The sequence below is a fragment of the Longispora albida DSM 44784 genome, from assembly GCF_000379825.1.
GTDB lineage: Bacteria > Actinomycetota > Actinomycetes > Mycobacteriales > Micromonosporaceae > Longispora > Longispora albida.
Window position 1 is genome coordinate 821,315 of the sequence record NZ_KB903813.1, and the last position, 22,188, is coordinate 843,502.

A 22,188-nucleotide genomic window follows, 5' to 3' on the forward strand; every position below is an offset into this window, starting at 1 on the left:
CCGCGGATGTCCCTGCCGCCCGACGTCACCCGTACGTGGGCGATCGTGCGGCGGTGGGTAGCCGCCCGGCAGTTCGGGCTCGTCGGGTACGGGTTGCCGGTGACGACGGCCGTGCTGTTCGCGGGCAGCTGGTTCCCGGACGGGGCGTTCATCGCGGCGGGGGACGTGTCGCCGTACCTGCGCGAGGGTTCGGCGAGCGAGCTGGGTGCACTGTGGAACCACGCGGGGACCGGGTCGGGTGCGACCTCGTACACGGCACCGGACGTCGTCGACGTGGCCCTGCTGTGGGGGACGGGGCTTTTCGGGCTGCCGCCGGTCGCCGCGCAGTTCCTGCTGTACGCGTTGTGCTGGGGGCTCGCGGCGTTCGGCACCGCGTACCTGACGGCGGCCTGGGTCCGCCGCCCGGTGGCGATCGCGCTGGCCGGGCTGGCCGGAGCCGTGAACTTGTACCTGCTGACCGCGTTCCCCAATCCGCTGCCGGCCCTGGCCATCGGGCTGACAGGCGTGCTGGCCGGTGCTGTGATCCGGGTGACCCGGCTGCGCGGCCCCTCTCCGGTACAACTCGCGCTGCTGACGACGCCTGCCGGTTACCTGGCCCTCAACCCGCCGCTGCTCGTGGTCTGCGCCGCGACCGTCGCCGTCGCGGCCGGGCTGGCACTCGCCTCCACCGGCTGGACGGGTATCCGGTCGCTGGCTGGCCGCCTGGTCCGCGCGCTGCCGTGGCTCGTCCTGCTGAACGTGTGGTGGGTACTTCCGTTCTGCCTGGCCAACCTGGCGTCCGCCGGCGTCGAGTTCAGCGCGGAGACCAGCGTGTCCGCCTGGTCGTGGACCCATGTCCGGGCTTCGCTGGCGAACGTGGCCGCCCTGAACTCGCACTGGGGCTGGGAACACGTCGAGAACTTCCCGTTCCGGGCGGCGATGGAGTCCTGGGGGCAGGTCGTCCTGCCCTGGGCGCTGCCGGTGCTCGCGCTGGCCGGTGCCGTGCTGGCCGACCGGGCCCGGCGGCGGGTCGCACTGGTGCTCGCAGGGGTTTCCGCGGTGCTGGTCGTCGTCGGTACCGGGTCCCATCCGCCGTTCGGTGCGGTCAACCTGTGGCTGCTCGACCACGTACCGGGAATGTGGCTCTTCCGCGAACCAGCCAGCAAGCTGAGCGTGCCGCTGCTGCTCTGCTACGCGGCCCTGGCGGCGCTGGCACTGGACCGGGCCATCGACCTCGCGCGCTCCGGGCGGCAGCCGGCCTGGATCACCAGGCTGCACGTCAGGCCGGTCCTGCTGCCGGTGGTCGTCCTCCTGGGACTGGGTACCTTGTGGCATCCGTGGCCACTGTGGACCGGTGCCGTGCTCGACGGCGGGCGCGGTGCCCTGCCAGCCCCGAGCGTCCACGTACCGCGGGCCTGGCATCAAGCCGCGGACATCGTCAACGCCGGCCCCAGGCACGGCAAGGTCCTGATGCTGCCGCTCGACGCGTACTACCAGGTCACGACGAGCTGGGGGTATCACGGCGTCGACGCCGTACCCCGCCAGCTCTTCCGCCGCCCCGTGCTGCAGCCACTGCCCGGCGGCTACTTCCGGGCGGCAGGCAGCGCCGACGAGCTGATCGCCGCCGTGCAGGACCGGCTGCTGCTCGGCGACAGCGCCGGGGCGCGCCGGCTGCTCAAGGCGCTCGCCGTGACGCAGGTGGTCGTCCGGCACGACCTGGTCACGACGCCGTTCAGCCCGCCAGCCGCGAACTCCCGGAAGCTCAGCGAGGCGCTGACCAGCATGGACTGGGCGCGCCGCGCGGGCCCCGGCCTGGACATCGCCGACGTGTACCAGGTCGGCGGCGAGCCAGGCCAGATCCGAGTCTTCTCCGGCATGACAGCTCTCGCCGGGGGAGACAGCCGTCCAGGGCTGGCCGAAGCCGTGGCCGGGGCTCCCGACGACACGGTCCTCGTCGACCAGTCGGCGGGACCGGCCGGTGTGCTCTGGCGCGGGGAGGACGACGAGCTGCACACCACGAAGGCCACCGAGTACCGGATCAGCCGCACGGCAGGCGCCATCGCCCCGTACCAGGCGGCTGAGGTGCCCGGGAAACTCCTGTTCACCGACGCCTCCCACTACGCGATCGACGGCGTGCGCCTGCCGAGCCGGCCGGAGCTGGAACTGCCGCTGTCCGGTACCGGCGTCGTGGCACTGGACGTCGACGGCCGGCTCCAGCCCTTCGCCGAGCCCGTGCTGGTCGGCGCGCCCGGCAGCCAGGTGGACGCGTACGGCTCGACGGGCGAGCAGGCACTCGGCCTGTTCGGCGACCTCGGCGACTGCAACCGGACGGCTGGCCAGGTACTCGAACCGGGCGCGCTGACGATGTCGATGACGGGTACCAGGCTGCTGCGGCTGGAGGCCGAGGCGCACACCGCGTGCATCGCCGCCGAGGTCGCGAGCGCTGGTACGTACCGGCTCGCGTTCCGCTACCGGGTGGTGTCCGGCACGCGGCCACGGCTGTGCGTGTGGCAGGACAAGCCGGGCCGGTGCGTGACGGCTCCCCAGCCGAACGGCGGCGGTACGGACTGGCACGACTATGCGGCGCTGGTCCGGACCAACCCGGGCCGGCTGTTCCTCTACGCGGACAGCGCGGGTGAGGGGCGCACCGTCGTCGAGTACGACTCCGTGCGGCTGGAGCCGCTGCGGCCGATCGGATCCGCGCGCTTCACGGTCAGCGACCCGCCGGACGCCTGGCGCGAACTGGCCGCCGGTAAGCACCAGCTCACGACGCGGCGGGCCCGCCCGGCCCTGGAGCCGGACATCACCAGCCAGCTCGGCGACTGCAACCGCTACGCGAGCTCGGCCGACCCCGGCATCACCGTGCGGCAGACCGGGACGACCGGTGTGGAGCTGACCGCCCGAACCGGCAGCGCGTGCCTGTGGCAGCCCCTCAGCGGCGAGCCGACCCGCCCCTACCGGCTCAACCTGGCCTACGAGAACCACGCGGGCGCCCCGGCCCGCATCTGCGTCTGGCAGACCGGCCCGGAACGCTGCGCCACGCTGCCTGCCCTGTCACCCGCGCCCGGCTGGCACCGTCTTTCCACTGTGGTCCATCCGGAACCCGGCACGACAGAACTCAAGCTCTTCCTGTACGCCGACGGCCGCACGCCAGCCACGAAAGTCGGCTACCGCGAGGTCACCTGGCAGCCGGACGGCCTGGCCGAGGCGATCATGCTGACCCCGGCCGGGCGTACGGCGGCGAAGCCGGACTTCCGGCCGCTCGGTTCCGGGCCGCAACGGCACAGCATCCGGCTCACCGGGCTGCGTGGCGCCACCGTCGTGGCCCTCGCCGAGTCCTACGCGCCCGGCTGGCGGCTCAGGGGCCTGCCGGACGGGTGGAAGGCGCGGCACGTCCTCGTCGACGGGTACGCCAACGGCTGGCTGGTGGAGGGCCGTGGCGATGCCGTCCTCACCGCTGCCTACGCCCCAGGCGAGCTCTCTGGGCACGGGGCGGCTGCTTCCGTGGCCACTCTGACGATCCTTGGCCTGCGGGGTGCGCGCCGCCGTATGTGGTTGCCAGAACCCCTGTGGCACGCGCTGACCCTGGCTGTCACGAGGAACAGGAAAGGCCCCTCGCGATAACGCGGGGGCCCTTCGCTGGAGGATGCTCAGGCCGTGGCGATGAGGGCCAGAGCGTGACAGGTACCAGCCGAGATCTGTGTGACGCTACTGAGCCCGGACGGTGCCTCGGTGGCGTCCACACCGCAGTACGGGCTCCAGGAGACGACGGTGCCGTCGGTCTTGAGCCCGTAGACGCTGAACGTGCCGATCGCGATCTGCTTGACCCCAGCAACCTGCGTGGTGATGTCGAGCTGGCCTGCTCCGTTGTCGCCCCAGCCCGCGACGGTGCCGTCCGCCTTCACCGCGGCCCCGTTCGCCACCCCAGCCGCGATCGAGGTCACGCCGGACAGCCCCGCTGGTACCTCCGTCTGGTGGTTGCTGTTGTCGCCCCAGGCGACGACCGTGCCGTCCGACTTGAGGGCGACGCCGAAGTCGTAGCCGGCGGCGATCGCCGTGACCCCGGTCAGATCAGCCGGCACGGTCAGCGCCGGACGGGCGGCGTAGCCCCAGGCGACCACCGTGCCATCGTCCTTCAGCGCGAGGTTCACCTCCCCGCCGGCGGAGATCGCCTGCACTCCGGACAGTCCTGCCGGGACATCCAGGCCGTTCATGGTGTTGCTGCCCCAGGCGACGACGGTGCCGTCCTTCTTGAGCGCCAGGCTGTGCCCGACCTTCGAGGCGGAGATGGCCTTGACGTCGGCGAGGCCGTCCGGCGGCTTGCCGATGGCGTCGCCCCAGGAGACCACCGTGCCGTCCTTCTTGAGCGCCAGGCTGTGCTGGGCGCCGTCCGAGACGGCGATCGCTCCCGTCAGGTCTGGCAGCTGGTTCTGCTGGTATGCGGGGTTGCCCCAGGCGTACACCGGGCCAGCCTCGTTCGTCGCCAGAGCGGGGACCGCGAGCGCGGCCAGCACCGCGCAGACCGCCCCGCCCCATGCCAATCTCCGTACTACGGACATGCCTACTCCTCTACTGGGTCCCCCGTTAGGCCCTGCGGGCTCGGGACCGGGACCACGCCCGCTTGTCCCGTCATGTCCGCTCCCGCAGGTTTGCGGCAAACACGCACGCCAATATCCACACTTCAGCAGTGTGCGAAGAAAAGGGGTGTATTTCTCGTACTTGCATGAACTAGGCCAAGCTGCCGACTTGAGTGGTACTGTGAGCAGTTTTTGCCCCGCAGTGCCAGAAAGCGCCGTGTCGGGTGCGGCCTCACACAAGAAGCTCGGCTGGGAGTTCCCAGCCGAGCTGAATCGCGGGCGTGAGCCGGAGGTCAGGCCCGGTGTTTGCCAGCCGGGGCCGCCGGCCGGATCAACTGCCGGGCGTCCGGGCTGCTCATGGAGTCCGGGCTGCTTGCGGAGTCCGGGCTGGTAGCTGGAGCGGGAGGGCTCTGGGCCTCCTGAGGGTGTCGCGGCTCCGGCTGGCGCCTGGCAGCACGGGACCCCGGCTGGACCGGTGCGGTGGCCGGGCGCAGCCGGGACAGGAGGATCGCGGGGCTGGGGCGGCCAGAGCGGTTCCACAGGACGAAGAGGCCGGCCAGCACGAGCAGGGCTGCGGCGAACAGCGCGACCTTGCCGAGGGCGGAGAAGCCGCCGGACGCCTCCGCCTTGACCGGGGCCTGCGGCGGGGCGGCGATCAGGTACCCGTTGATCGACGTGTTGTCGTCCGGCACGGTCTCCTGTGTGCTGGTGGTGACCGTCGCCGTGTTGCGGACGAGCCCGCCGGGCGGGCGCTTGGTGTCGAGCGTGCCGCTGATCGTGATCACTGTCGGCTCGGCCGGGGCTTGCTGGACGCTGCCGAGGGTGCACTCCACCTGGTCCGGCCGGACGGTCCGGCAGGTTCCCTGGGTCGACTTCGCCTCGACCCCGGTCATGGGCAGTGTGGTGGTGAACCGCATGGTGGAGTCCGCGGCCCCGGCCGAGCCGGTGTTGCGGACGACGACCTGATGAGTGACCTTGTCCCCCGGGCTGGCGTTGAACGGGGTACTGGTCAGGTCAGCCGTCACGTTCGGGCCGTCGGCAGCGTGTGCTGCCGCTGGCAGTCCGGTGAGGGCGAGCACGCCGAGCAGTGCGGCGGCTGTCAGGTGTCGTCCGCTGGTCATGGACGTAGTATCACCAGGTTTTCCCGTAACGGGTGGCTATTGGCGAAATCTTCCTGATTGGACGATGCGTACCGCTGTAGCCGGAGGGTTTCGCGCCCTGCACCCAGTTCGGGACGCGGAAGCTGAACTCGGGGATCCACTGGCGGCTCGCGATGTCCCGGCCCCGGACGACGACCATGTCGGAGTACACCTCGACCTGAAGCCCGTGGTTGCCGTCCGGGAGCTTCACGTGGTTCGCGTCCCACAGGTACGCGACGGCTCCAGTGTGGACGGACACGAACCGGTCGGCGTCGGTCAGGAGCCGGCTGTCGTTGACCCGCAGGCTCGTGTGCCAGTGGCTCCAGAAGAACAACGTCCTCGGGTTGGCGCGGAGGATCTCACGCAGCCGGTCCCGCTGGGCGACGTTCTCCAGCGGCTGGTGCAGGAACACGAACGCCGGGCGGCTGGCGTCCCCGCCGGCCAGGGTGCTGGCCAGCCAGTCGAGCTGGGCGTCGGACAGGATCGCCGTCCACGGCGACTTCGCGTACTCGGCCGGCGGCACGTCCTCCCCGCCGAGCAGGATGAACTGATATCCGCCGATGACGGACTGGGTGTACACCGACGAGCGGCCGGCCTGGTCGAGGAAGCGCTGCTTGTCGTTCGCGACGCCGGACTTGGCGAAGTACTCGTGATTGCCGATGCCCTTGAGGATCGTCGCCGGGGTGGGGTTGTTCGCGAACAGGTCGTTGAGGACCCGGTAGTCGGCCGCTGTGCCGTGGTCGGTGAGGTCGCCGTTGATCACCAGCGCGGCAGCCGGGTAGACGCTGTTGAGGTCGCGGAGCGCCGCCCGGATGTGGTCGTTGTACGGCGAGCCGTTGGCGTTCGCGTGCAGGTCGCCGAGGACGTGGAAAACGAGGTGCGGCGAGTCGGCGCGGGCCGGGGCCGGGCTGGCGTTCGCCGCGACGGTGGTGGCCGCCAGAACGCCGATCAGGATGACTGCGCACCGCCGTACCCAGTCGGGAATGAAAGTAGTAATGGACATAAAAAGGGATGATATTGGCTGGAACAGTGCAGACTGGCGATTGCCGCCGCGAGGGCGTTTCGGGCCCCAGGTGAGCCGCGAGCGGCCGGAAAGCCAGATCTGGGCCCGAACGCGCGGGAATTTGCTATCCGTATATCCGATTCCGGCCCGTGTAAAAACGGATAAGCAGCGTCAGCAGTACAAGATAGTGATTATTTTCCTAATGACTGCCTAACTTGAACTTCGCTGCTTTATCACATGAATAGCCGCGGAAATTTTTTTTGGCGCAAAACTCAAAAACCCATGGTGATCGTCACAGAATGGCCTCTGTGTGCAGTGGATCTACCTGGCTGGCCGGAAACCGCAGGGAGAGGCTATGAAGCATCGCAGGGCGAAAGTGCCGGAGGAAGTGGGCAATGCGCCCAACCGGGTATGGGCGCGCCTCGGGTGGTGGTTGCTGAGTCCGGGTGCAGGCGCGTCAGCCGCGCGGCCACCGAGCTCGCGGCCACCGGGGGGGCATCGCGCGTCCGGCAAGTCCAGCCGTAGCCGCCAGGCGGCTGCGGCCCTCGTTGCTGCGGTCATCCTGCTCGGCCTGCTGCCGTTCGGGATCGCGTCCGCCGCGAGCGGCACCGTGACGGGCATGGTCTTCAAGGACTTCAACTCCAACGGCAAACGGGACACCTACGACCCGGCGACCAACAAGACCGACCTCCTGCTCGACGACCCGGGGATGGCCGGAATCACGGTCACCGCCTACGACTCGACGGGCAAGGCCGTCGCGACGACCACGAGCGGGAAGGACGGCTCCTACAGCCTGCCGGTCCTGAACTCGGCCAGCGACGAACTGCGGATCGAGTTCACGAACCTGCCGTCGGGCTACTACGACAGCTGGAAGGGCACGGACAACGGGACGACCGTCCAGTTCGTGAAGCTCTCGCAGACTCCGAAGGCGAGCCTGGGCATCGTGCTGCCCGAGGACTACTGCCAGGCCAACCCGCAGCTCGCGTACGGCTGCCAGCGGTTCGGTGACCCGATCAACGGCGTCAACGGCAAGGAACTGAGCCTGCTGCTCACGCCGTTCAGCGCGCCGGACCACTACGAGGACAACAAGGACTACAACACCATCCTCGCGAACTTCAAGGACACCGGCTCCTACTGGGGCCTGACCATCCCGAGGACCCCCAAGGGCGTGGCCAAGTCCGTCTACACCGCCGCCTACTACCGGACCTCCTCGGGCCTCGGGCCGGGCGGTACCGGCGCGATCTACAAGTCGGCGACCACCGGCAGCCTGCCGAACACCGCGGTGTGGGCCGACCTGAACAAGATCTTCGGCGCGGGTACCGCTGGCACCGACGACCGGACCGACTGGCCGACCAACACCGGGCGGGACTATCCCTTCGCGACCAAGTGGGCTACCGACACGACGTGGGACAAGGTCGGCCACACCGCGCTGGGTGGCCTGACCTCCGACGACACCAACGTGTACACGATCAACCTCGCCGACCGGCAGCTCTACACCCTGCCGCTGGAGGACCCGAACAAGGCGACCAGGACGCCGGTTCCGGTCAACCTGCCAGGTGCGTCGAAGACCTGCCCTGACTCCGACACGGTGCCGTTCGCCGCCACCGTCCGCGGGGGCAAGGTCTACGTCGGTATCACGTGTACGGCGCAGAGCACGCAGTCAGCCAGTGACCTGGCGGCCTACGTCTACACGTACGACGTGAAGACCAAGAAGTGGAGCGACGCCCCGGTCTTCGAATGGGCGCCGCAGACCCGGCCAGCCACCGCCTACGTCAGCACCTTCGGCCCCAACCCGGACAGTGGCCTGTGGAAGCCGTGGCTGAACACCAACCCGCGCGGCAAGGTCCCGTACTACACCCACTGGACCTACGCGATGCCGCTGTTCACCGGCATCACCTTCGACGGCGAGGACATGATCCTCGGCTTCCGTGACGTCTTCGGTGACATGACCCAGGCGTACAACCCGGAGGTCGGCGCCATCGTCTCCGGTGGCGACGTCGTCCGGGTGTGCAAGGTCGACGGGAACTACAAGCTGGAGAACGCCGGCAAGTGCGGCGACCGGACCGGCGGTGACCCCACCAACGGCGAGGGCCCGGGTGGCGGTGAGTACTACCAGGACTACTCGCCTCCCGGCTACCACCGGGAGCTCCAGCACGGTGGTGTGTGGACGGTGCCTGGCCGGGACGCCCTCGCGCAGACCGGCCTGGACCCCATCGGCCTCTACACCGGTGGCGTGATCTTCAACAAGAACAGCAACGGCAAGTACACCGACACCTGGAAGAGATGGCAGACGTACCCCGACCGGTGGTACGACACCTTCCGCAAGAACAACGGTATGACCGACATCGAGACGCTGTGTGACCAGGCGCCACTCGAGATCGGTAACTACGTCTGGATCGACGACAACAAGGACGGCATCCAGGACCCGCAGGAGAAGCCCGTCCCTGGCGTGACGGTCCGGTTGTACGACCCGTCCGGCAGGGTCGTCGCGACCCAGATCACCAACTCCAAGGGTGAGTACTACTTCAACGACAACAACGTCCAGGGTGGCCTCAACCGGAACTACAACTACACGATCCGGCTGGACAAGCCCGAGGACTACCAGGCTGGTGGCCCGCTCGACGGCTACCAGCTGACGGTGAACGACGCCGGTACCAAGGACACCATCGACTCCGACGGCACCATGAAGGACGGGGCCGGCGGCAAGTTCCCGACGAAGGACGTCACGACCGGCAGCTCCGGTCAGAACGACCACACGTTCGACTTCGGCTTCAACAAGGCGCCGCCGCCGTCACCGACGCCGTCGCCGAGCCCTTCGCCGTCGCCTTCACCCAGTCCTTCACCGAGCCCGAGCCCGAGCCCGTCTCCGAGCCCGAGCCCGTCCCCTTCGCCGAGCCCGAGCCCGTCGCCTTCACCGAGCCCGAGCCCGTCTCCGAGCCCGTCGCCTTCGCCGAGCCCGAGCCCGAGCCCGTCGCCGACGACGCCTCCGCCGACGACGCCGCCACCGTCGCCGCCTCCGCCGGACGTGATCATCACCAAGCGGGACAAGGAAACCGGGCGCGAGGCAGACACCAGGGCCGACCAGATCGTGTTCGCGCCGGGTGAGACCCGGGTGATCGAGATCCCGGTCGAGCACAAGGGTGGCGCTGACCTCGGCGAGGTGCGGATCAGCGACCGGACCATCGCTGGTGGCCAGAAGGTCACCGACCTCGAGTGCACGTTCCCCGGGCAGACCACGCCGACCAAGGGCACTGTCCAGGCCGATGGCTCGACGGTGGCGCGGTGGGACGCGACGTTCGGGAACCCTCCGGCCCGGATGTTCAAGGCCGGCGAGAAGTTCATGTGCTACGCGAAGCTGACCATGCCGGCGAACGCGGACCCGCACCAGGACCGGATCTCGCTCGACGCCACGTGGAACGGCAAGCCGATCCACCGCGAGAACGACTACACCGCGGTGGTACCGAAGATCGACATCGTGAAGTTCGACAGCCGTGACCCGTCGAAGATCCCGGCGAACGCCCCGCTGGACTGGGTCGATGGCCCGGACAAGAAGGACGGTGTCTACGGCGGCCCGACGCCCGGTAAGTGGGACGCGAAGGTCGACGCCGACACCGAGCCGGACGCGGTGCTCTATCCGCTGAACGGCGCGACGACCGGCCCGCAGCCGGTGAACGCGATCATCACCAACAACGGCACGGTTCCGCTGGTCAACCTCGTGGTCAACGACCTGACCAAGCAGGACCCGCCGGTGAAGAACTGGAGCTGCACGTTCCCCGACGGGTCGAAGGGCCTGGCGTGGAGCGGGCCGCTGGCGGTCGGCAAGAGCTTCGTGTGCGGCGGCACGCTGGAGTTGAAGCCCGGCGACGTCCACTACGACATCGCCGGTGTGGTCGCCGCCGGTATCGACCCGAAGGACAACCGGGTCATCGGTGACGTCAACGACGAGGACCCGTACTGGGCGAAGGTGCCCACCAGCCCGACGACGCCGCCGGTGACCCCGACGACGCCGCCGGTGACGCCGACGACCGTCCCGCCGACGACGCCTCCGGGCCCGACAACGGCTCCGCCGACGACCCCGCCCGGGCCGACGACGGGACCGCCGACCACGCCGCCTGGTCCCACGACCAAGCCGCCGACGCCGACGCCTCCGCCGACCGAACCCGCGATCGACATCGTGAAGTTCGATGGCCGTGACCCGTCGAAGATCCCGCCCAACCCGGTCGACGGACCGGACGCCAGGGACGGTGTCTACGGTGGCGCGACCAACGGTGGCTGGGAGATCAAGGTCGACGCGGACACCGAGGCGAACGCGGCGACGTACACCCTGAACGGTGCGACCACCGGCCCGCAGCCGGTCACGGGGATCGTCACCAACACGGGTAACACCCCGCTGATCAACATCGTGGTGGACGACCTCACGAAGAGCGAGCCGTCCGTCAAGAACTGGAGCTGCACGTTCCCCGACGGGTCCAAGGGCCTGGCGTGGAAGGGCCCGCTGCTGCCCGGCCAGAGCTACGTCTGCAACGGCACGCTGGAGCTCAAGCCCGGCGAGGTGCACCACGACATCGCCGGGGTGACAGCGCTCGCCGTGGACGCGAGCGGCAAGCCGATCAAGCCGGTCAACGACGAGGACCCGTTCTGGACGAAGGTCATCGTCACGCCGCCGCCGTCGACTCCGCCGGTGACGACTCCTCCGGCGCCGCCTCCGCCGTCCCCGATCATCAAGAAGCGGGACAAGGAGACCGGCCGGGAAGCCGACACCCCTGGCGAGGCGATGGTGTTCAGGCCGGGCGAGACCCGGGTGATCGAGATGCCGGTGGAGAACAACGGCGGTGACGACCTCAGCGAGGTGCGGATCACCGACCGGACGATCTCCGGCGGCGCGAAGATCACCGACTTCGAGTGCACGTTCCCCGGGGACAGCGCGCCGACCAAGGGCACGGCCCAGGCCGACGGCTCGCAGGTCGTGCGGTGGGACGCGACGTTCGGGACCCCGCCGGCCCGGAAGTTCAAGGCCGGGGAGAAGTTCCTGTGCCACGCGAAGCTGACCCTGCCGCCGGACGCGCAGCCGCACGAGGACAAGGTGTCCATCGACGGCACGTGGAACGGCAAGCCGATGCGCGACGAGAACAACTTCAACGCGCGGGTACCCAAGATCGACATCGTGAAGTTCGATGGCCGTGACGCCAGCAAGATTCCGCCCAACCCGGTCGACGGACCGGACAAGAAGGACGGTACCTACGGCGGGGCGACCGACGGCTCGTGGGACAAGAAGGTCGACGCGGACACCGAGCCCAGCGCGGTGACGTACGCCCTGAACGGTGCCACGACCGGCCCGCAGCCGATCATGGCGATCGTGACCAACACGGGTACCGTCCCGCTGGTCAACGTGATCGTCGACGACCTGACGAAGATCGACCCGGCGATCAAGAACTGGAGCTGCACGTTCCCGGACGGGTCGAAGGGCCTCGCCTGGGCAGGGCCGCTCGAGGTCGGCAAGAGCTTCGTCTGCCAGGGCACGCTGGAGCTCAAGCCGGGCGAGACGCACCACGACATCGCCGGAGTGGTGGCCGAGGGCTACGACCCGGTGACCAAGAAGCCGATCGGCAAGGTGAACGACGAGGACCCGTACTGGGCCAAGGTCCCGCCGAACGGTGACGTGATCATCGAGAAGAACGACAAGGAGACCGGTAACAAGGCCGACACCGCGGCCGACGCCCAGGCCTTCAAGCCTGGCGAGACCAGGGTGGTCGACATCCCGGTGACCAACAACGGTGCCTCCGAGCTGGCCGAGGTCCGGATCACGGACCAGACGTTCGCCGGTGACGCCAAGGTGACGGACTTCCAGTGCACGTTCCCCGACGGGACGAGCGCGAAGGCCACGGCGAACGCCGATGGTTCGCAGGTGGTGAAGTGGGATGCCACCTTCGGGAAGACGCCGTCGCGGATGTGGAAGCCGGGCGAGAAGATCGCCTGCACGGCGAAGCTGACCCTGCCTGCCGGAGCCAAGCCGCACGCCGACAAGGTGCGCGTCGACGCGAAGGTCGGCGTGGACGGCAAGCCGGTCAGCAGCGAGAACGACTTCCACGCCAAGGTCGGGCGGATCGACATCGTGAAGTTCGACGGCCGTGACCCGTCCAAGATCCCGCCCAACCCGGTCGACGGGCCGGACAAGAAGGACGGTGTCTACGGCGGGGCGACCGACGGCTCGTGGGACAGGAAGGTGGACGCCGACACCGCGGACAACGCTGTGACGTACCAGAAGCCTGGCCCGCAGCCGGTGTACGCCATCGTCACCAACACCGGTGACATGCCGATCGCCAACGTCGTGGTGGACGACATGACCAAGGCCGGCCCGCAGGTGACCGACTGGAAGTGCACCTTCCCCGACGGTTCGACCGGGCTGACCTGGAAGGGCCCGCTGGCTCCCGGAGCGTCGTTCCGGTGCCAGGGCACCCTGGACATGAAGGCCGGGGACACCCACCACGACATCGCCGGGGTGACCGGTGACGTGGTCGACAAGGACGGGAAGATCATCGGGAAGGTCGATGACGAGGACCCGTTCCACGCCAAGGTGCCGCCGGACGGTAACCCGATCATCGAGAAGAACGACAAGGAGACCGGCAACAAGGCCGACACGTCGAACGACCCGATGGTCTTCAAGCCCGGTGAGTCCCGTGTGATCGACATTCCGGTGACGAACAACGGTGCCTCCGATCTGGCCAACGTGACCATCACGGACCGCACGATCGCCGGGGACGCGAAGATCACTGACTTCCAGTGCGTCTTCCCCGGGCAGGGCACGCCGACGGCCGCCACGGCCGGCGCTGACGGATCGCAGGTGGTGAAGTGGGATGCCACCTTCGCCAAGCCGCCGACGCGGATGTGGAAGCCAGGCGAGAAGTTCACCTGCTCGGCACGGCTGACGCTCCCGCCGGGTGCCAAGCCGCACGCCGACAAGGTCCGCGTCGACGCGACGGTCGGCCCGGACGGCAAGCCGGTGAGCAGTGAGAACGAGTTCCACGCCAAGGTCGGCGGGATCAGCATCAAGAAGTACGACGGCGAGAAGGGCATGCCGGAGCCGTACGACCCGTCGATGATCAGCTCCGACCAGAAGCAGGACGCCAACACCTCCGGCAACGCGGTGAAGTACGAGCCGGGCAAGCCGCGGACGATCCTCTACGCGGTGAAGAACATCGGCGAGGAGCCGCTCAAGGACGTGTCGGTCACGGACGCCCGCACGGGTGGTACCGGGGACGTCACCGGCCTGACCTGTGACTTCTCGAAGCTGGGTGGCCCGTCCTCCGGGACGAGCTGGGCCGGGCCGTTCAACCCGGGCAGCTGGTTCTTCTGCAAGGGCACGCTGACGCTCCCGGCCGGTGCGACGCACGTCGACACCGCGACCGTGAACGGCACGGGCACGATCAGCGGAGCCAAGTACACCGACGCTGACCCGTACCACGCGAAGACGGACGCGGCTCCTCCGCCGCCTCCGCCTCCGCCGGCACCGCCGATCCCCGTGATCCCGGTGACGGGTGCGCCGCTCCTGGGCCTCATCGCGGCCGGCCTGCTGATGCTGGGCGCGGGCCTGGTGATGATCCGCAGGACGCGGGCCGGGAAGGGGTGGACCTTCCGGAGCTAGTCAGGCACCGGGGCGGGCCTGGTGACGGGCCCGCCCCCTGAGGAAAGGCACGAAGGACGCGCGGCCGGGGAGTTCCCCGGCCGCGCGTTCCGTGGTCAGAACAGGGTCCCCCCGAGGGGTGCGCCGGGCCCGAAGCCGGGGAGCACGAGGAAGGTGCCGCTCGCGGTGCAGGTCGTGAAGGCCATCAGGTCGTCGCCCTCGTCCATGCGGTGCTGGGTCGCGGTGAAAGTGCGCAGATCCCGCTGGTACGAGATGAACAACAGCCCCCGGTCGTCCCACCCGTTGTCGTAGCTGTACCCCTGCCGCAGCATCATCCCGCTGCCCGTGGCCAGCCGGTGTGCCCGCCGGACGTGCGCCGTCGGCGGGATCAGGTACTCGCCGTCGGCGCTCTTCGCCGCGAGGCTCACCGTGCCGCCCCCCGACAGCGGCTCGCCGTCGGCCCTGCGGCGCCCGATGATCTCCTCCTGCCGGGTGACGGGCAGGGCGGCGAAGCCCGCCAGGTCGAGCCGGAGCCGCCGGATCACGGCGATGGTGCCGCCGGCCACCCGGCCCGGCCCGGCGAGCCACACCTCGCTGGCCAGTTCCTCCGGGCCCCGGGGGTTCTCGGTGCCGTCGAGGAAACCGAGCAGGTTGCGCTCGGCGTGGAAGCCACGTTGCCGCCAGCGCAGCTGTACTCCGTCCACTGTGGACAGAGCTGCCGACGCCAGCGACACCGCCAGCTGGTCGGTGCCCCGGACCTGCACCATGAGGTCACCGCCCCGGCAGGGGTGCGTGATCGCCTCACGCTCGAACACCGGCAGGTCAACGGCTCCGGGCAGCTCGGGGTCCACGGCGGACACCAGGCGCGGGCCGGCTCCGACCGTGACGGTCAGGTCGCCAGGCGGCAGCCCGGCCAGCCGCGGGTGCGAGCCAGAGGTCAGCGCGAGTACCAGGTCGCCGAGGCCGCCGAGCACCTGGCCCGGCCGCCCGGTGACGTCGAAGACGCCGAGGTCGGCGTGCGGCTGCGGGGCCGGCCGGTCGATCCCGGCCTGGGTACCGCCGGTGTGCGTGATCGCCCTGGCGGGCACGAAGGTACCGGAGGCCTGGCAGCCAGCGAGCCCGGCGACGCCCAGTGCGCCGGCCAGGAGCGACCGGCGGGGCACGTTCACGAGCCCGCCTGGGGGATCTGGCCGGGCGTGAGGTCGAGGATCGCCATCGCGCCCGCCCGGGTACGCAGCTCCAGCCGGCGCAGGTCACCGGCCGGGCCGATCCAGTACCGGAACCGGGCGTCACCCGGCTGGGCCTTCGCCTCGTCCGGCTCGGGGATCTCGAAGACCGCCGCGGGCTGGCCGTCCACGGTGTCGGAACGCAGCCACGCGGCCCCGGCCTTCATCGCCGCCGGGTCGTCGGCCTGCGCGCTGCTCAGGGCCAGCAGGCGGCGGAGCAGCACGTCCAGCTCGCCGGGGCCGAGCTTCGGGTCGGCGCGGGACTCCCAGCTGCTCGACACCCAGCCGCTGGCCGGCGGGTGCAGCGGGTCGTGCGTGCCGTTGAGGACCATGGCTCCGGACGGGGTGGCCCGCATCAGCGCCGGGGCCGGCTGGGTCACCGACAGCTGGGCGAGGGCCGCTGGCCAGTTGACCCAGCCGGTCGCGGACAGTGTGGTCACGTCGCTGGCGGGCATGGTCACCGCGAGCGTCGCGCCGCGCTGCTGCTGGGCGCGCAACCGGATGCCCGCCAGGGCGGCCGCCTCGGCGTCCGTGACGGCCCGGGGCGTGACCGGCTTGCCGCCGAGTACCGGGACGGCGGTCAGGGCCGGCCGGTCGCCCCGGTCGAAGTCGATCGTGACGGGCTCGCCGGCCGCCCTGGCTTCGAGCCTGCGGAGCCTGCCGCCGTCGTCGACCCAGTACCGCAGTCCCTCGCCGGGCGCGCGCGTCTGGCCGCCAGGGCCGGCCGTGCGGGGGCCGAGGAACACGTCGACGTCCACACCGCCCACCTTGTCCTCGCGGAGCCACGCGGCACCGTTCTGCTGGAGCAGCTGGAGGTTCTCCGGCCGGTCGGCCGACAGCTCGAACAGCACGGCGAGCACGGTGTCCAGCGCCATCCGGCCGCCCGTCCTGGCCGGGCGGACGTTCCAGTCACCGGCCGGTGGTGGGAACGGGGCCTTGTCGAACTGGCCGGCTCGCGTCGCGACGACGCCAGGCCGGGACTGGACGAGGCCGGACGCCCCGCCCTCCAGCCGCCCGTACACGAGGGACTGCCGCCAGTCGATCCAGCCGCGCAGGCTGACGGACCTGCCTGTGTCGGTCAGCTTCGCGGTGAAGCCCGACTCCTTGTCGGTGTGGTTGCCGAGCCGCACAGTGGCCAGCCGCTCCGCCTCGGCGGTGTTCAGCGGGCGCTGCTCGTCGCCGGACGAACACGCCGAGGCCGCTGAGGCTGCCATGACGAGCACCGCCGCCGTGATCCGCGCCCTCACCGCGAGGCTCCGGCCCGGTCGGCGAACAGTGCCGCGTCAGGTACCGGAAGGGAATCGATCTCGGCCTGTGACGGCGGCAGGACCTTGACCTGGGCAGGCATCCTCGCCGGATCGGGCATGCCGGGCTGGTCCGGGGGAGCCGGAACCTCCAGGAACGACAGTCCGCCCGGCTGCCGGAGCTGGGGGTACGGCACACCGGGGCCCTTCGCGTTTCCGGCGGGGCACGGCGCTGCGGCCAGCAGCCCGGCGGGTGCCTCGGTGGCGGGGGAGTTGCCGTCGAAGCAGTTGCGTTCGCCCGGCGCACGCGCGGAAGCCGCGTAGGCCACGTCGAGGCCGTTGCCCTCCAGCGTGTTGCCCAAGACCCGGTTGCCGAGCGGTGCCAGGTCCTCGGCCGAGGCCAGCACGACACCCGCGGCGGGATTGCCGGCGATCCGGTTGCGGGCGATCAGGTTGTCCCGGCCGCCGGAGATGCCGACGCCGATCCCGAAGCCGCCTTCAGCGTGCGCGGGTGAGGACTGCTGATCGTTGTACCCGATCAGGTTGCCGGCCACCACCGACTGCTGCTGCGGGATCAGCGCTTCCTGGTAGTTGGACGCGATGGTCAGGCCGACCCGGTTCGCGGTGAACCGGTTGCCGACGACGTACAGCCCGCCGGAGGCGTTGGCGTTCTCGAAGCCGACGGCGTTGCGCTCGGCCACGTTGCGCCGGACGACCGTGTCGCACGGCTTGCACTGCCCGACGTAGAAGCCGGAGTCGGCGCCGCCCGAGGCGTAGTTGTCCTCGATCACGCCGGCCGTGGCGTCGAACGCGTAGATGCCGTAGAGCCCGTTGTTGCTGGCCGTCACGTACCGCACCGCGAAGTCCCTGACCGGCGGGAAGCGCTTCGGGTCGAGCGTCTGGTACCCGTCGCTGCCCCGCCCGATCCCGGTACCCGACTCGTCGGTCATGCCGGTGACCAGCACCCCGTTGAACAGGTGCCGGGTGACCGTCAGGTTCTCCACCGACACGCCGGCGGCCGTGACGACGACCCCGTCGCTGCGCTTGCCCTCGCCGTCGATGACGACCTTGTTCCGGTCGGCGCCGCGCAGGGTGACGCCCGGCCGGGTGATCCTGACCTTCTCCCGGTACACACCCGGCGACACGAGCACCAGGTCACCGGGCCGGGCCGCGCCGACGGCCGCGGAGATGGTGGCCGCGTCGGCGGGCACGCGGATGGTCACCGGCCCGCTGCCCGCCGGGCGGCGGGCGGGGTCCTCATCGGATACCGAACAGCCCGCGAGGGCCATGACCAGGACGACAGTCATCGCCATCGTGGACCGCATACTTCGCGCCACCCCTTGCCGTCAAGCAGCCTCAAAAAAGCAGCAAACCTACCAAACTAGGCCAAAGATATCAGGTCAATGTGGTCATCGGTGTGATACCAGAAAACAGTCCCCAATGTACTGATTACCGTCGAACCCCCAACATCGCCATTAATAGATCGCACACTGGCTGAAGTATCGACGATCTCAGTCGTTGGTACTGCCTGGGGGAGGAAACGATGAACAGCGACTCCAACGACCTGTTACGTCAGCACTGGCTCGGGCTCGTCCCTTCACACCGCCGGGTCTCCGGCGCGCACCGGCAGAAGGAAGCTCCCGAGCTGCGCCGCAGGGCCGTCCGGCTCCGGGTGCTCTGGAAGCTGCTCGCAGGCAACTGGATCGCGGTACGCAGCGACGGGAAACCGTCATCGGCCAGGCACGCTGCCTGACGGGCGAGGAGGGGACAGATGGCGCGTAGTCGGCTGGGCCGCCAGGCCCACGGCTGGTACCTCGCGGCGGTCATCACCGCCGTCACGGCTTCCACGGGGCTCGGCGCCCTGATCGCGGTAGCCGAGGACCCGCCGCCCAGCGTCTCGGTCCAGCTCGCCAGCACGCCGATCGCCGCCCAGGCCGGGCAGGACTCCAGCCACCGGATCACCGTCCGGGGCGCTGCGGGGGCCGGCCAGCAGGGCGTGCAGGTCACCTTCAAGTCCAGTGTGGCGCTGACCGGTCTGGCCGCGACCGGGCCGGACAGCACCTGCGACATCGTGTTACCCGGGTCGGCCAGCTGCCTGCTGAAGACCACGAAGCCCGACACGGAACCCGTCGTCATCACTGTCACCGGCAAGGTCGACCAGAAGGCCAGGCAGGGCACGGTCGTCTACAACGTGGCCAGCGTGGTGGCAGCCAAGGACAAGGACACCGCCGACAACTCCTCGGCCAACGCCTACGTCATCACCACGGGCGGCCAGGCCGCTCCGGCTCCGGCAGCTGCCGCCGGTGGCGTGGTGGCCCCCAAGCCGGGCGGCGGCGCTGGCAAGGCGATCACGGGCATGGCACAGGCCGACATCTCCTCGCCAGCCGCCGACCAGCTCTCTTCGGCAGAACTTGTCTTCCTCGTACTGGGGGCCGGCGTCGCCGCGTTCGCCATCCACGAGATCTGGATCCGCAGGAGGCAGCCGCGTCACCGCCAGGCGGCGGTACAGCGCTGGCGGCACGCGCGGAACGGCCCGCCGAAGCTCGTCTCGGACCGGGCGGTGTCCTGGGGTACGGCGTCGGCGGCTGCCGTGCTGCTCCTCGGCCTCGTCGTCGGCCCGGCGCTGGCGACCAGTACGCCGACTCCGGAGCCGTCCCCGTCGGGTGGCGGTGGCGGCCGGGCCCCGATCACGGCGGTCGAGGCACCGGGACCGTCCCCTCAGGACAGTTCCGTACCGCCCCCGCCGCCCGCCCCGCCGGCTCCGTCGCTTGAGCCTGCGCCTGTCCAGTCACCGGCACCGGCACCGGCCGAGCCGCCGGCCTCGGTGGCCCCGGCAGCTCCAGCCGCCTCGGTGCCCGCTGCTCCGGCTCCGGCTCCGGTGGAAACGCCAGCGCCGGCCGTGCCTTCCGCTCCGGCAGCTCCTTCGCCGCAACCCAGCGGCCCGGCCAGCCCCGGCGTGCCTCCGCCGGCCAGCAAGAGCCCGGTCGCGCAGGCCCCGGCCTCGCCGTCAGCCGTACCCCCGGCGGCACCGGCCAAGCCAGCTCCCGGGCGGGCCGCACCCGGCAGGGACGTGCCGCCGCCACCGGTACCACCGGCGAAGCCTGCCCAGGCCACCAAGCCCGCCGCGCCAGCCGCCCCGGCCGCCGCGCCGGAGAAGCCTGCCCGGCCAGCGGGGCCCGGCCCGGCCCGCCCGGCGTTCCCCGACCGGATACCGGAGCAGGGTGACAGCCCGGTGCGCGCCGAACCGCCCAGCTCCGACGGTGCGAAGTCGGCGGCGCTGCTGAACATCGTGGTCGGCATGACGCAGTACATGCGTGACACGATCGCCCGCACCACAGCCGACAAGACCAGCCTGCTCGCGACCGTTCCGGGGCTGGAGGCGCAGCGGGCGAAGAACGAGGAACGGCTGCGGGACACCAAGGCCGGCATCGCGACTCTCGACCTGGCTCTCACCTCCAACAACGCGGAACTCAAGCGGCTGGAGGCCGAGACGGAGGCGCTGAAGAAGGCCGCCGCCGAGCCTGCCAGGAAGGCCGTGGCCCGTGGCGGGCGGGCCGAGTCGGCCCAGGCCGCAGCCGGCTACACCGGAGGCAAGCTCCTCCGCCCGGTACCCGGGACGGTGAACAGCCCCTTCGGCGACCGCGACGACCCGTACTACCACCGGTGGCAGCTGCACGCTGGCATCGACCTGGACGCGGCGATGGGTACGCCGATCAGGGCCGCGGCCGCAGGCGTGGTGTCACAGGCCGGGTCGAACGACGGGTACGGCCTGTTCACCTGCATCGACCACGGCCAGCTGGACGGCGACCGGCTGACCACCTGCTACGCGCACCAGTCCAGGCTCGGCGTGGAGCCGGGCCAGGAGATCAGAGCTGGGGCGATCATCGGCTGGGCCGGCTCGACCGGCGCGTCCACCGGGCCGCACGTGCACTTCGAGGTGCGGCTGGCCGGGCAGCCGGTGGATCCGGTTCCCTGGCTGTGACGGCCATCCTGAGGGGACAGACGCCGGGGAGGTGAGCGATGAAGGCCGGCTGGGGGGCTTCGCTCCTGCGACGGCTCAACCTCGTCTGCTGCGTGGTCACCGGCCTGGGCCTCGTGATCGCCCTCGAGAGGGCCGGTGAGAACCCGAAGGTGAGCCAGTTCGACGACGGCGGACGGGGCGCTGCCCTGTTGGTGATCCTGGGGCTGCTCGCCGTGTACTTCACGGCCAACCTGGTGATCCGGCCGTTCGGCACCAGCGTCGTCCGGTACTGGATCTCCTCTGTGGCGTTCAGCCTGTGCTGCGTCATCGGCATGAGCGGGATCTGGCTGATCGTCCACAACAGCCACTACCGGGAGCGCATCCTCGGCGAGAAGATGGAGACCGCCGCCGCCGTCGACTGGTACCTGGCGCACAACATGCCGCCCGGGCCGCAGCCGCGCCGGGTGCCGACCGGGGTCTACATCGAGTCGATGGAGTTCGACACGGGCAACAACGTCCTGATCACCGGGTACATCTGGCAGCGGGTGGCGAAGGACCTGCCGGCCAGCGCGATCGGCGTCGCGCTGCCGGAGACGCACGGCACCAGCAACCTCACCGAGGCGTACCGGAGGGATCTCGGCTCGGAGACCCTGATCGGCTGGTACCTGAACGCGCGGTTCCGCCTCCAGTTCGACTACGCCCAGTACCCGATCGACCGGCAGGACATCAGCCTGCGGATGTGGAGCTCGGACTTCGCCAGGGGCGTGATGCTCGTGCCGGACCTCCAGTCGTACCCGCCGTGGCAGGCACACGGGGTCTTCGGCCTCGACAAGCGCTTCGCCCGGGCCGGCTGGAACCCGCACTACTCGGTGTTCACGTACGTGAGGATCGACTACGACTCCTCGTTCGGCGACGGCGCGTACAAGAAGACCAAGCCGTATCCGGAGCTGTACTTCCACGTCGGCTTCGACCGGTCGTTCCGCGGCCCGCTGACCGAGACCGTCCTGCCGCTGGCGTTCGTGGCGATCCTGGTCTTCGCCGCCATGTTCATCACGACGACCGACAGCGAGCGCCGTCTCGTCGTGGGCTGGTCGACGCTGACCACGATCACGTTCGCGATGTCGGCGCTGCTCGTGGTGGCACTGCGGCACAACGCGATCCTCACGTCGACCGAGACGCCCAAGCTGGTCTACCTGGAGTCGTTCCCGTTCGTCATGTACTTCATGATCATGGCGACGGCCGTGAACTCGATCCTGTTCGCCACCACCCAGTACCGCTTCCTGCACTGGCGGGAGAACCTGCTGCCGGCCCTGCTGTTCTGGCCGGTGCTGACCGGGGCGCTGCTCCTGCTGACCCTGGTGGCCTTCTGGCGCCCGCCGATCGGCTCAGTGTCCTAGCCCCTCCGGTGCCGCGACCCAGCTCGGGTCACGGCACCGGA

The 22,188-nt window shown here is 70.2% G+C and carries 11 protein-coding genes; 5 read left to right on the top strand and 6 right to left on the bottom strand.

Annotated features, from left to right (window positions below; genetic code table 11):
* Positions 1-6 precede the first annotated feature (6 nt).
* Positions 7-3,603: a hypothetical protein gene (locus A3G1_RS0103975; RefSeq protein WP_018348171.1), complete on the top strand. Its 3,597-nt coding sequence runs from the start codon at positions 7-9 to the stop codon at positions 3,601-3,603.
* A gap of 26 nt (positions 3,604-3,629) precedes the next feature.
* On the opposite strand, the gene A3G1_RS33000 is transcribed toward A3G1_RS0103975, so the two are convergent.
* The 3 genes from A3G1_RS33000 to A3G1_RS0103990 all read right to left on the bottom strand — a co-directional run bounded on the left by A3G1_RS33000 (position 3,630) and on the right by A3G1_RS0103990 (position 6,698).
* On the bottom strand, positions 3,630-4,538 hold the full coding sequence (locus tag A3G1_RS33000) for an RCC1 domain-containing protein (protein WP_083936724.1): 909 nt from the start codon (positions 4,536-4,538) through the stop codon (positions 3,630-3,632).
* A 311-nt stretch (positions 4,539-4,849) separates the two neighbouring features.
* Positions 4,850-5,677: a DUF11 domain-containing protein gene (locus tag A3G1_RS0103985; protein ID WP_018348173.1), complete on the bottom strand. Its 828-nt coding sequence runs from the start codon at positions 5,675-5,677 to the stop codon at positions 4,850-4,852.
* 10 nt (positions 5,678-5,687) lie between these two features.
* Positions 5,688-6,698 carry a metallophosphoesterase family protein gene (locus tag A3G1_RS0103990; RefSeq protein WP_018348174.1) on the bottom strand — a complete coding sequence of 337 codons (1,011 nt, stop codon included), beginning with the start codon at positions 6,696-6,698 and terminating at the stop codon, positions 5,688-5,690.
* Positions 6,699-7,053: 355 nt separating this feature from the next.
* Here A3G1_RS0103990 and A3G1_RS41305 point away from each other — a divergent pair, with 355 nt between their 5' ends.
* Positions 7,054-14,340: an SdrD B-like domain-containing protein gene (locus tag A3G1_RS41305; RefSeq protein ID WP_085985653.1), complete on the top strand. Its 7,287-nt coding sequence runs from the start codon at positions 7,054-7,056 to the stop codon at positions 14,338-14,340.
* A gap of 95 nt (positions 14,341-14,435) precedes the next feature.
* On the opposite strand, the gene A3G1_RS0104000 is transcribed toward A3G1_RS41305, so the two are convergent.
* Genes A3G1_RS0104000 through A3G1_RS0104010 form a run of 3 tightly spaced genes read right to left on the bottom strand, consistent with a single transcriptional unit; the run spans position 14,436 to position 18,102 of the window.
* Entirely contained in the window at positions 14,436-15,488 is a 1,053-nt protein-coding gene (locus A3G1_RS0104000) for a Dyp-type peroxidase (RefSeq protein ID WP_018348175.1), read from the bottom strand.
* A complete protein-coding gene (locus A3G1_RS38075; protein WP_018348176.1) occupies positions 15,485-16,792 on the bottom strand; it encodes a hypothetical protein in 1,308 nt (435 codons plus the stop codon). The genes A3G1_RS0104000 and A3G1_RS38075 overlap by 4 nt, the downstream gene beginning before the upstream one ends.
* Positions 16,789-18,102: a right-handed parallel beta-helix repeat-containing protein gene (locus A3G1_RS0104010; protein WP_211216204.1), complete on the bottom strand. Its 1,314-nt coding sequence runs from the start codon at positions 18,100-18,102 to the stop codon at positions 16,789-16,791. Before A3G1_RS0104010 ends, A3G1_RS38075 begins: the two co-directional genes overlap by 4 nt.
* Positions 18,103-18,332: 230 nt before the next feature.
* Here A3G1_RS0104010 and A3G1_RS0104015 point away from each other — a divergent pair, with 230 nt between their 5' ends.
* The 3 genes from A3G1_RS0104015 to A3G1_RS0104025 are packed head-to-tail and all read left to right on the top strand — an operon-like array spanning position 18,333 to position 22,147.
* Positions 18,333-18,542: a hypothetical protein gene (locus tag A3G1_RS0104015; protein WP_018348178.1), complete on the top strand. Its 210-nt coding sequence runs from the start codon at positions 18,333-18,335 to the stop codon at positions 18,540-18,542.
* 18 nt (positions 18,543-18,560) lie between these two features.
* On the top strand, positions 18,561-20,771 hold the full coding sequence (locus A3G1_RS41615; RefSeq protein WP_051110400.1) for a M23 family metallopeptidase: 2,211 nt from the start codon (positions 18,561-18,563) through the stop codon (positions 20,769-20,771).
* A 38-nt stretch (positions 20,772-20,809) separates the two neighbouring features.
* The gene (locus A3G1_RS0104025) at positions 20,810-22,147 is read left to right on the top strand and encodes a hypothetical protein (RefSeq protein ID WP_018348179.1); all 1,338 of its coding nucleotides are present in this window, start codon (positions 20,810-20,812) and stop codon (positions 22,145-22,147) included.
* Positions 22,148-22,188 lie beyond the last annotated feature (41 nt).

What these genes read in the sequence shown, in the direction of transcription:
- A3G1_RS0103975 (WP_018348171.1), top strand. Translation starts at nt 7, where the DNA reads ATGTCCCTGCCGCCCGACGTCACCCGTACGTGGGCGATCGTGCGGCGG.
- A3G1_RS33000 (WP_083936724.1), bottom strand. Translation starts at nt 4,538, where the DNA reads ATGTCCGTAGTACGGAGATTGGCATGGGGCGGGGCGGTCTGCGCGGTG.
- A3G1_RS0103985 (WP_018348173.1), bottom strand. Translation starts at nt 5,677, where the DNA reads ATGACCAGCGGACGACACCTGACAGCCGCCGCACTGCTCGGCGTGCTC.
- A3G1_RS0103990 (WP_018348174.1), bottom strand. Translation starts at nt 6,698, where the DNA reads ATGTCCATTACTACTTTCATTCCCGACTGGGTACGGCGGTGCGCAGTC.
- A3G1_RS41305 (WP_085985653.1), top strand. Translation starts at nt 7,054, where the DNA reads ATGAAGCATCGCAGGGCGAAAGTGCCGGAGGAAGTGGGCAATGCGCCC.
- A3G1_RS0104010 (WP_211216204.1), bottom strand. Translation starts at nt 18,102, where the DNA reads ATGGCGATGACTGTCGTCCTGGTCATGGCCCTCGCGGGCTGTTCGGTA.
- A3G1_RS0104015 (WP_018348178.1), top strand. Translation starts at nt 18,333, where the DNA reads ATGAACAGCGACTCCAACGACCTGTTACGTCAGCACTGGCTCGGGCTC.
- A3G1_RS41615 (WP_051110400.1), top strand. Translation starts at nt 18,561, where the DNA reads ATGGCGCGTAGTCGGCTGGGCCGCCAGGCCCACGGCTGGTACCTCGCG.
- A3G1_RS0104025 (WP_018348179.1), top strand. Translation starts at nt 20,810, where the DNA reads ATGAAGGCCGGCTGGGGGGCTTCGCTCCTGCGACGGCTCAACCTCGTC.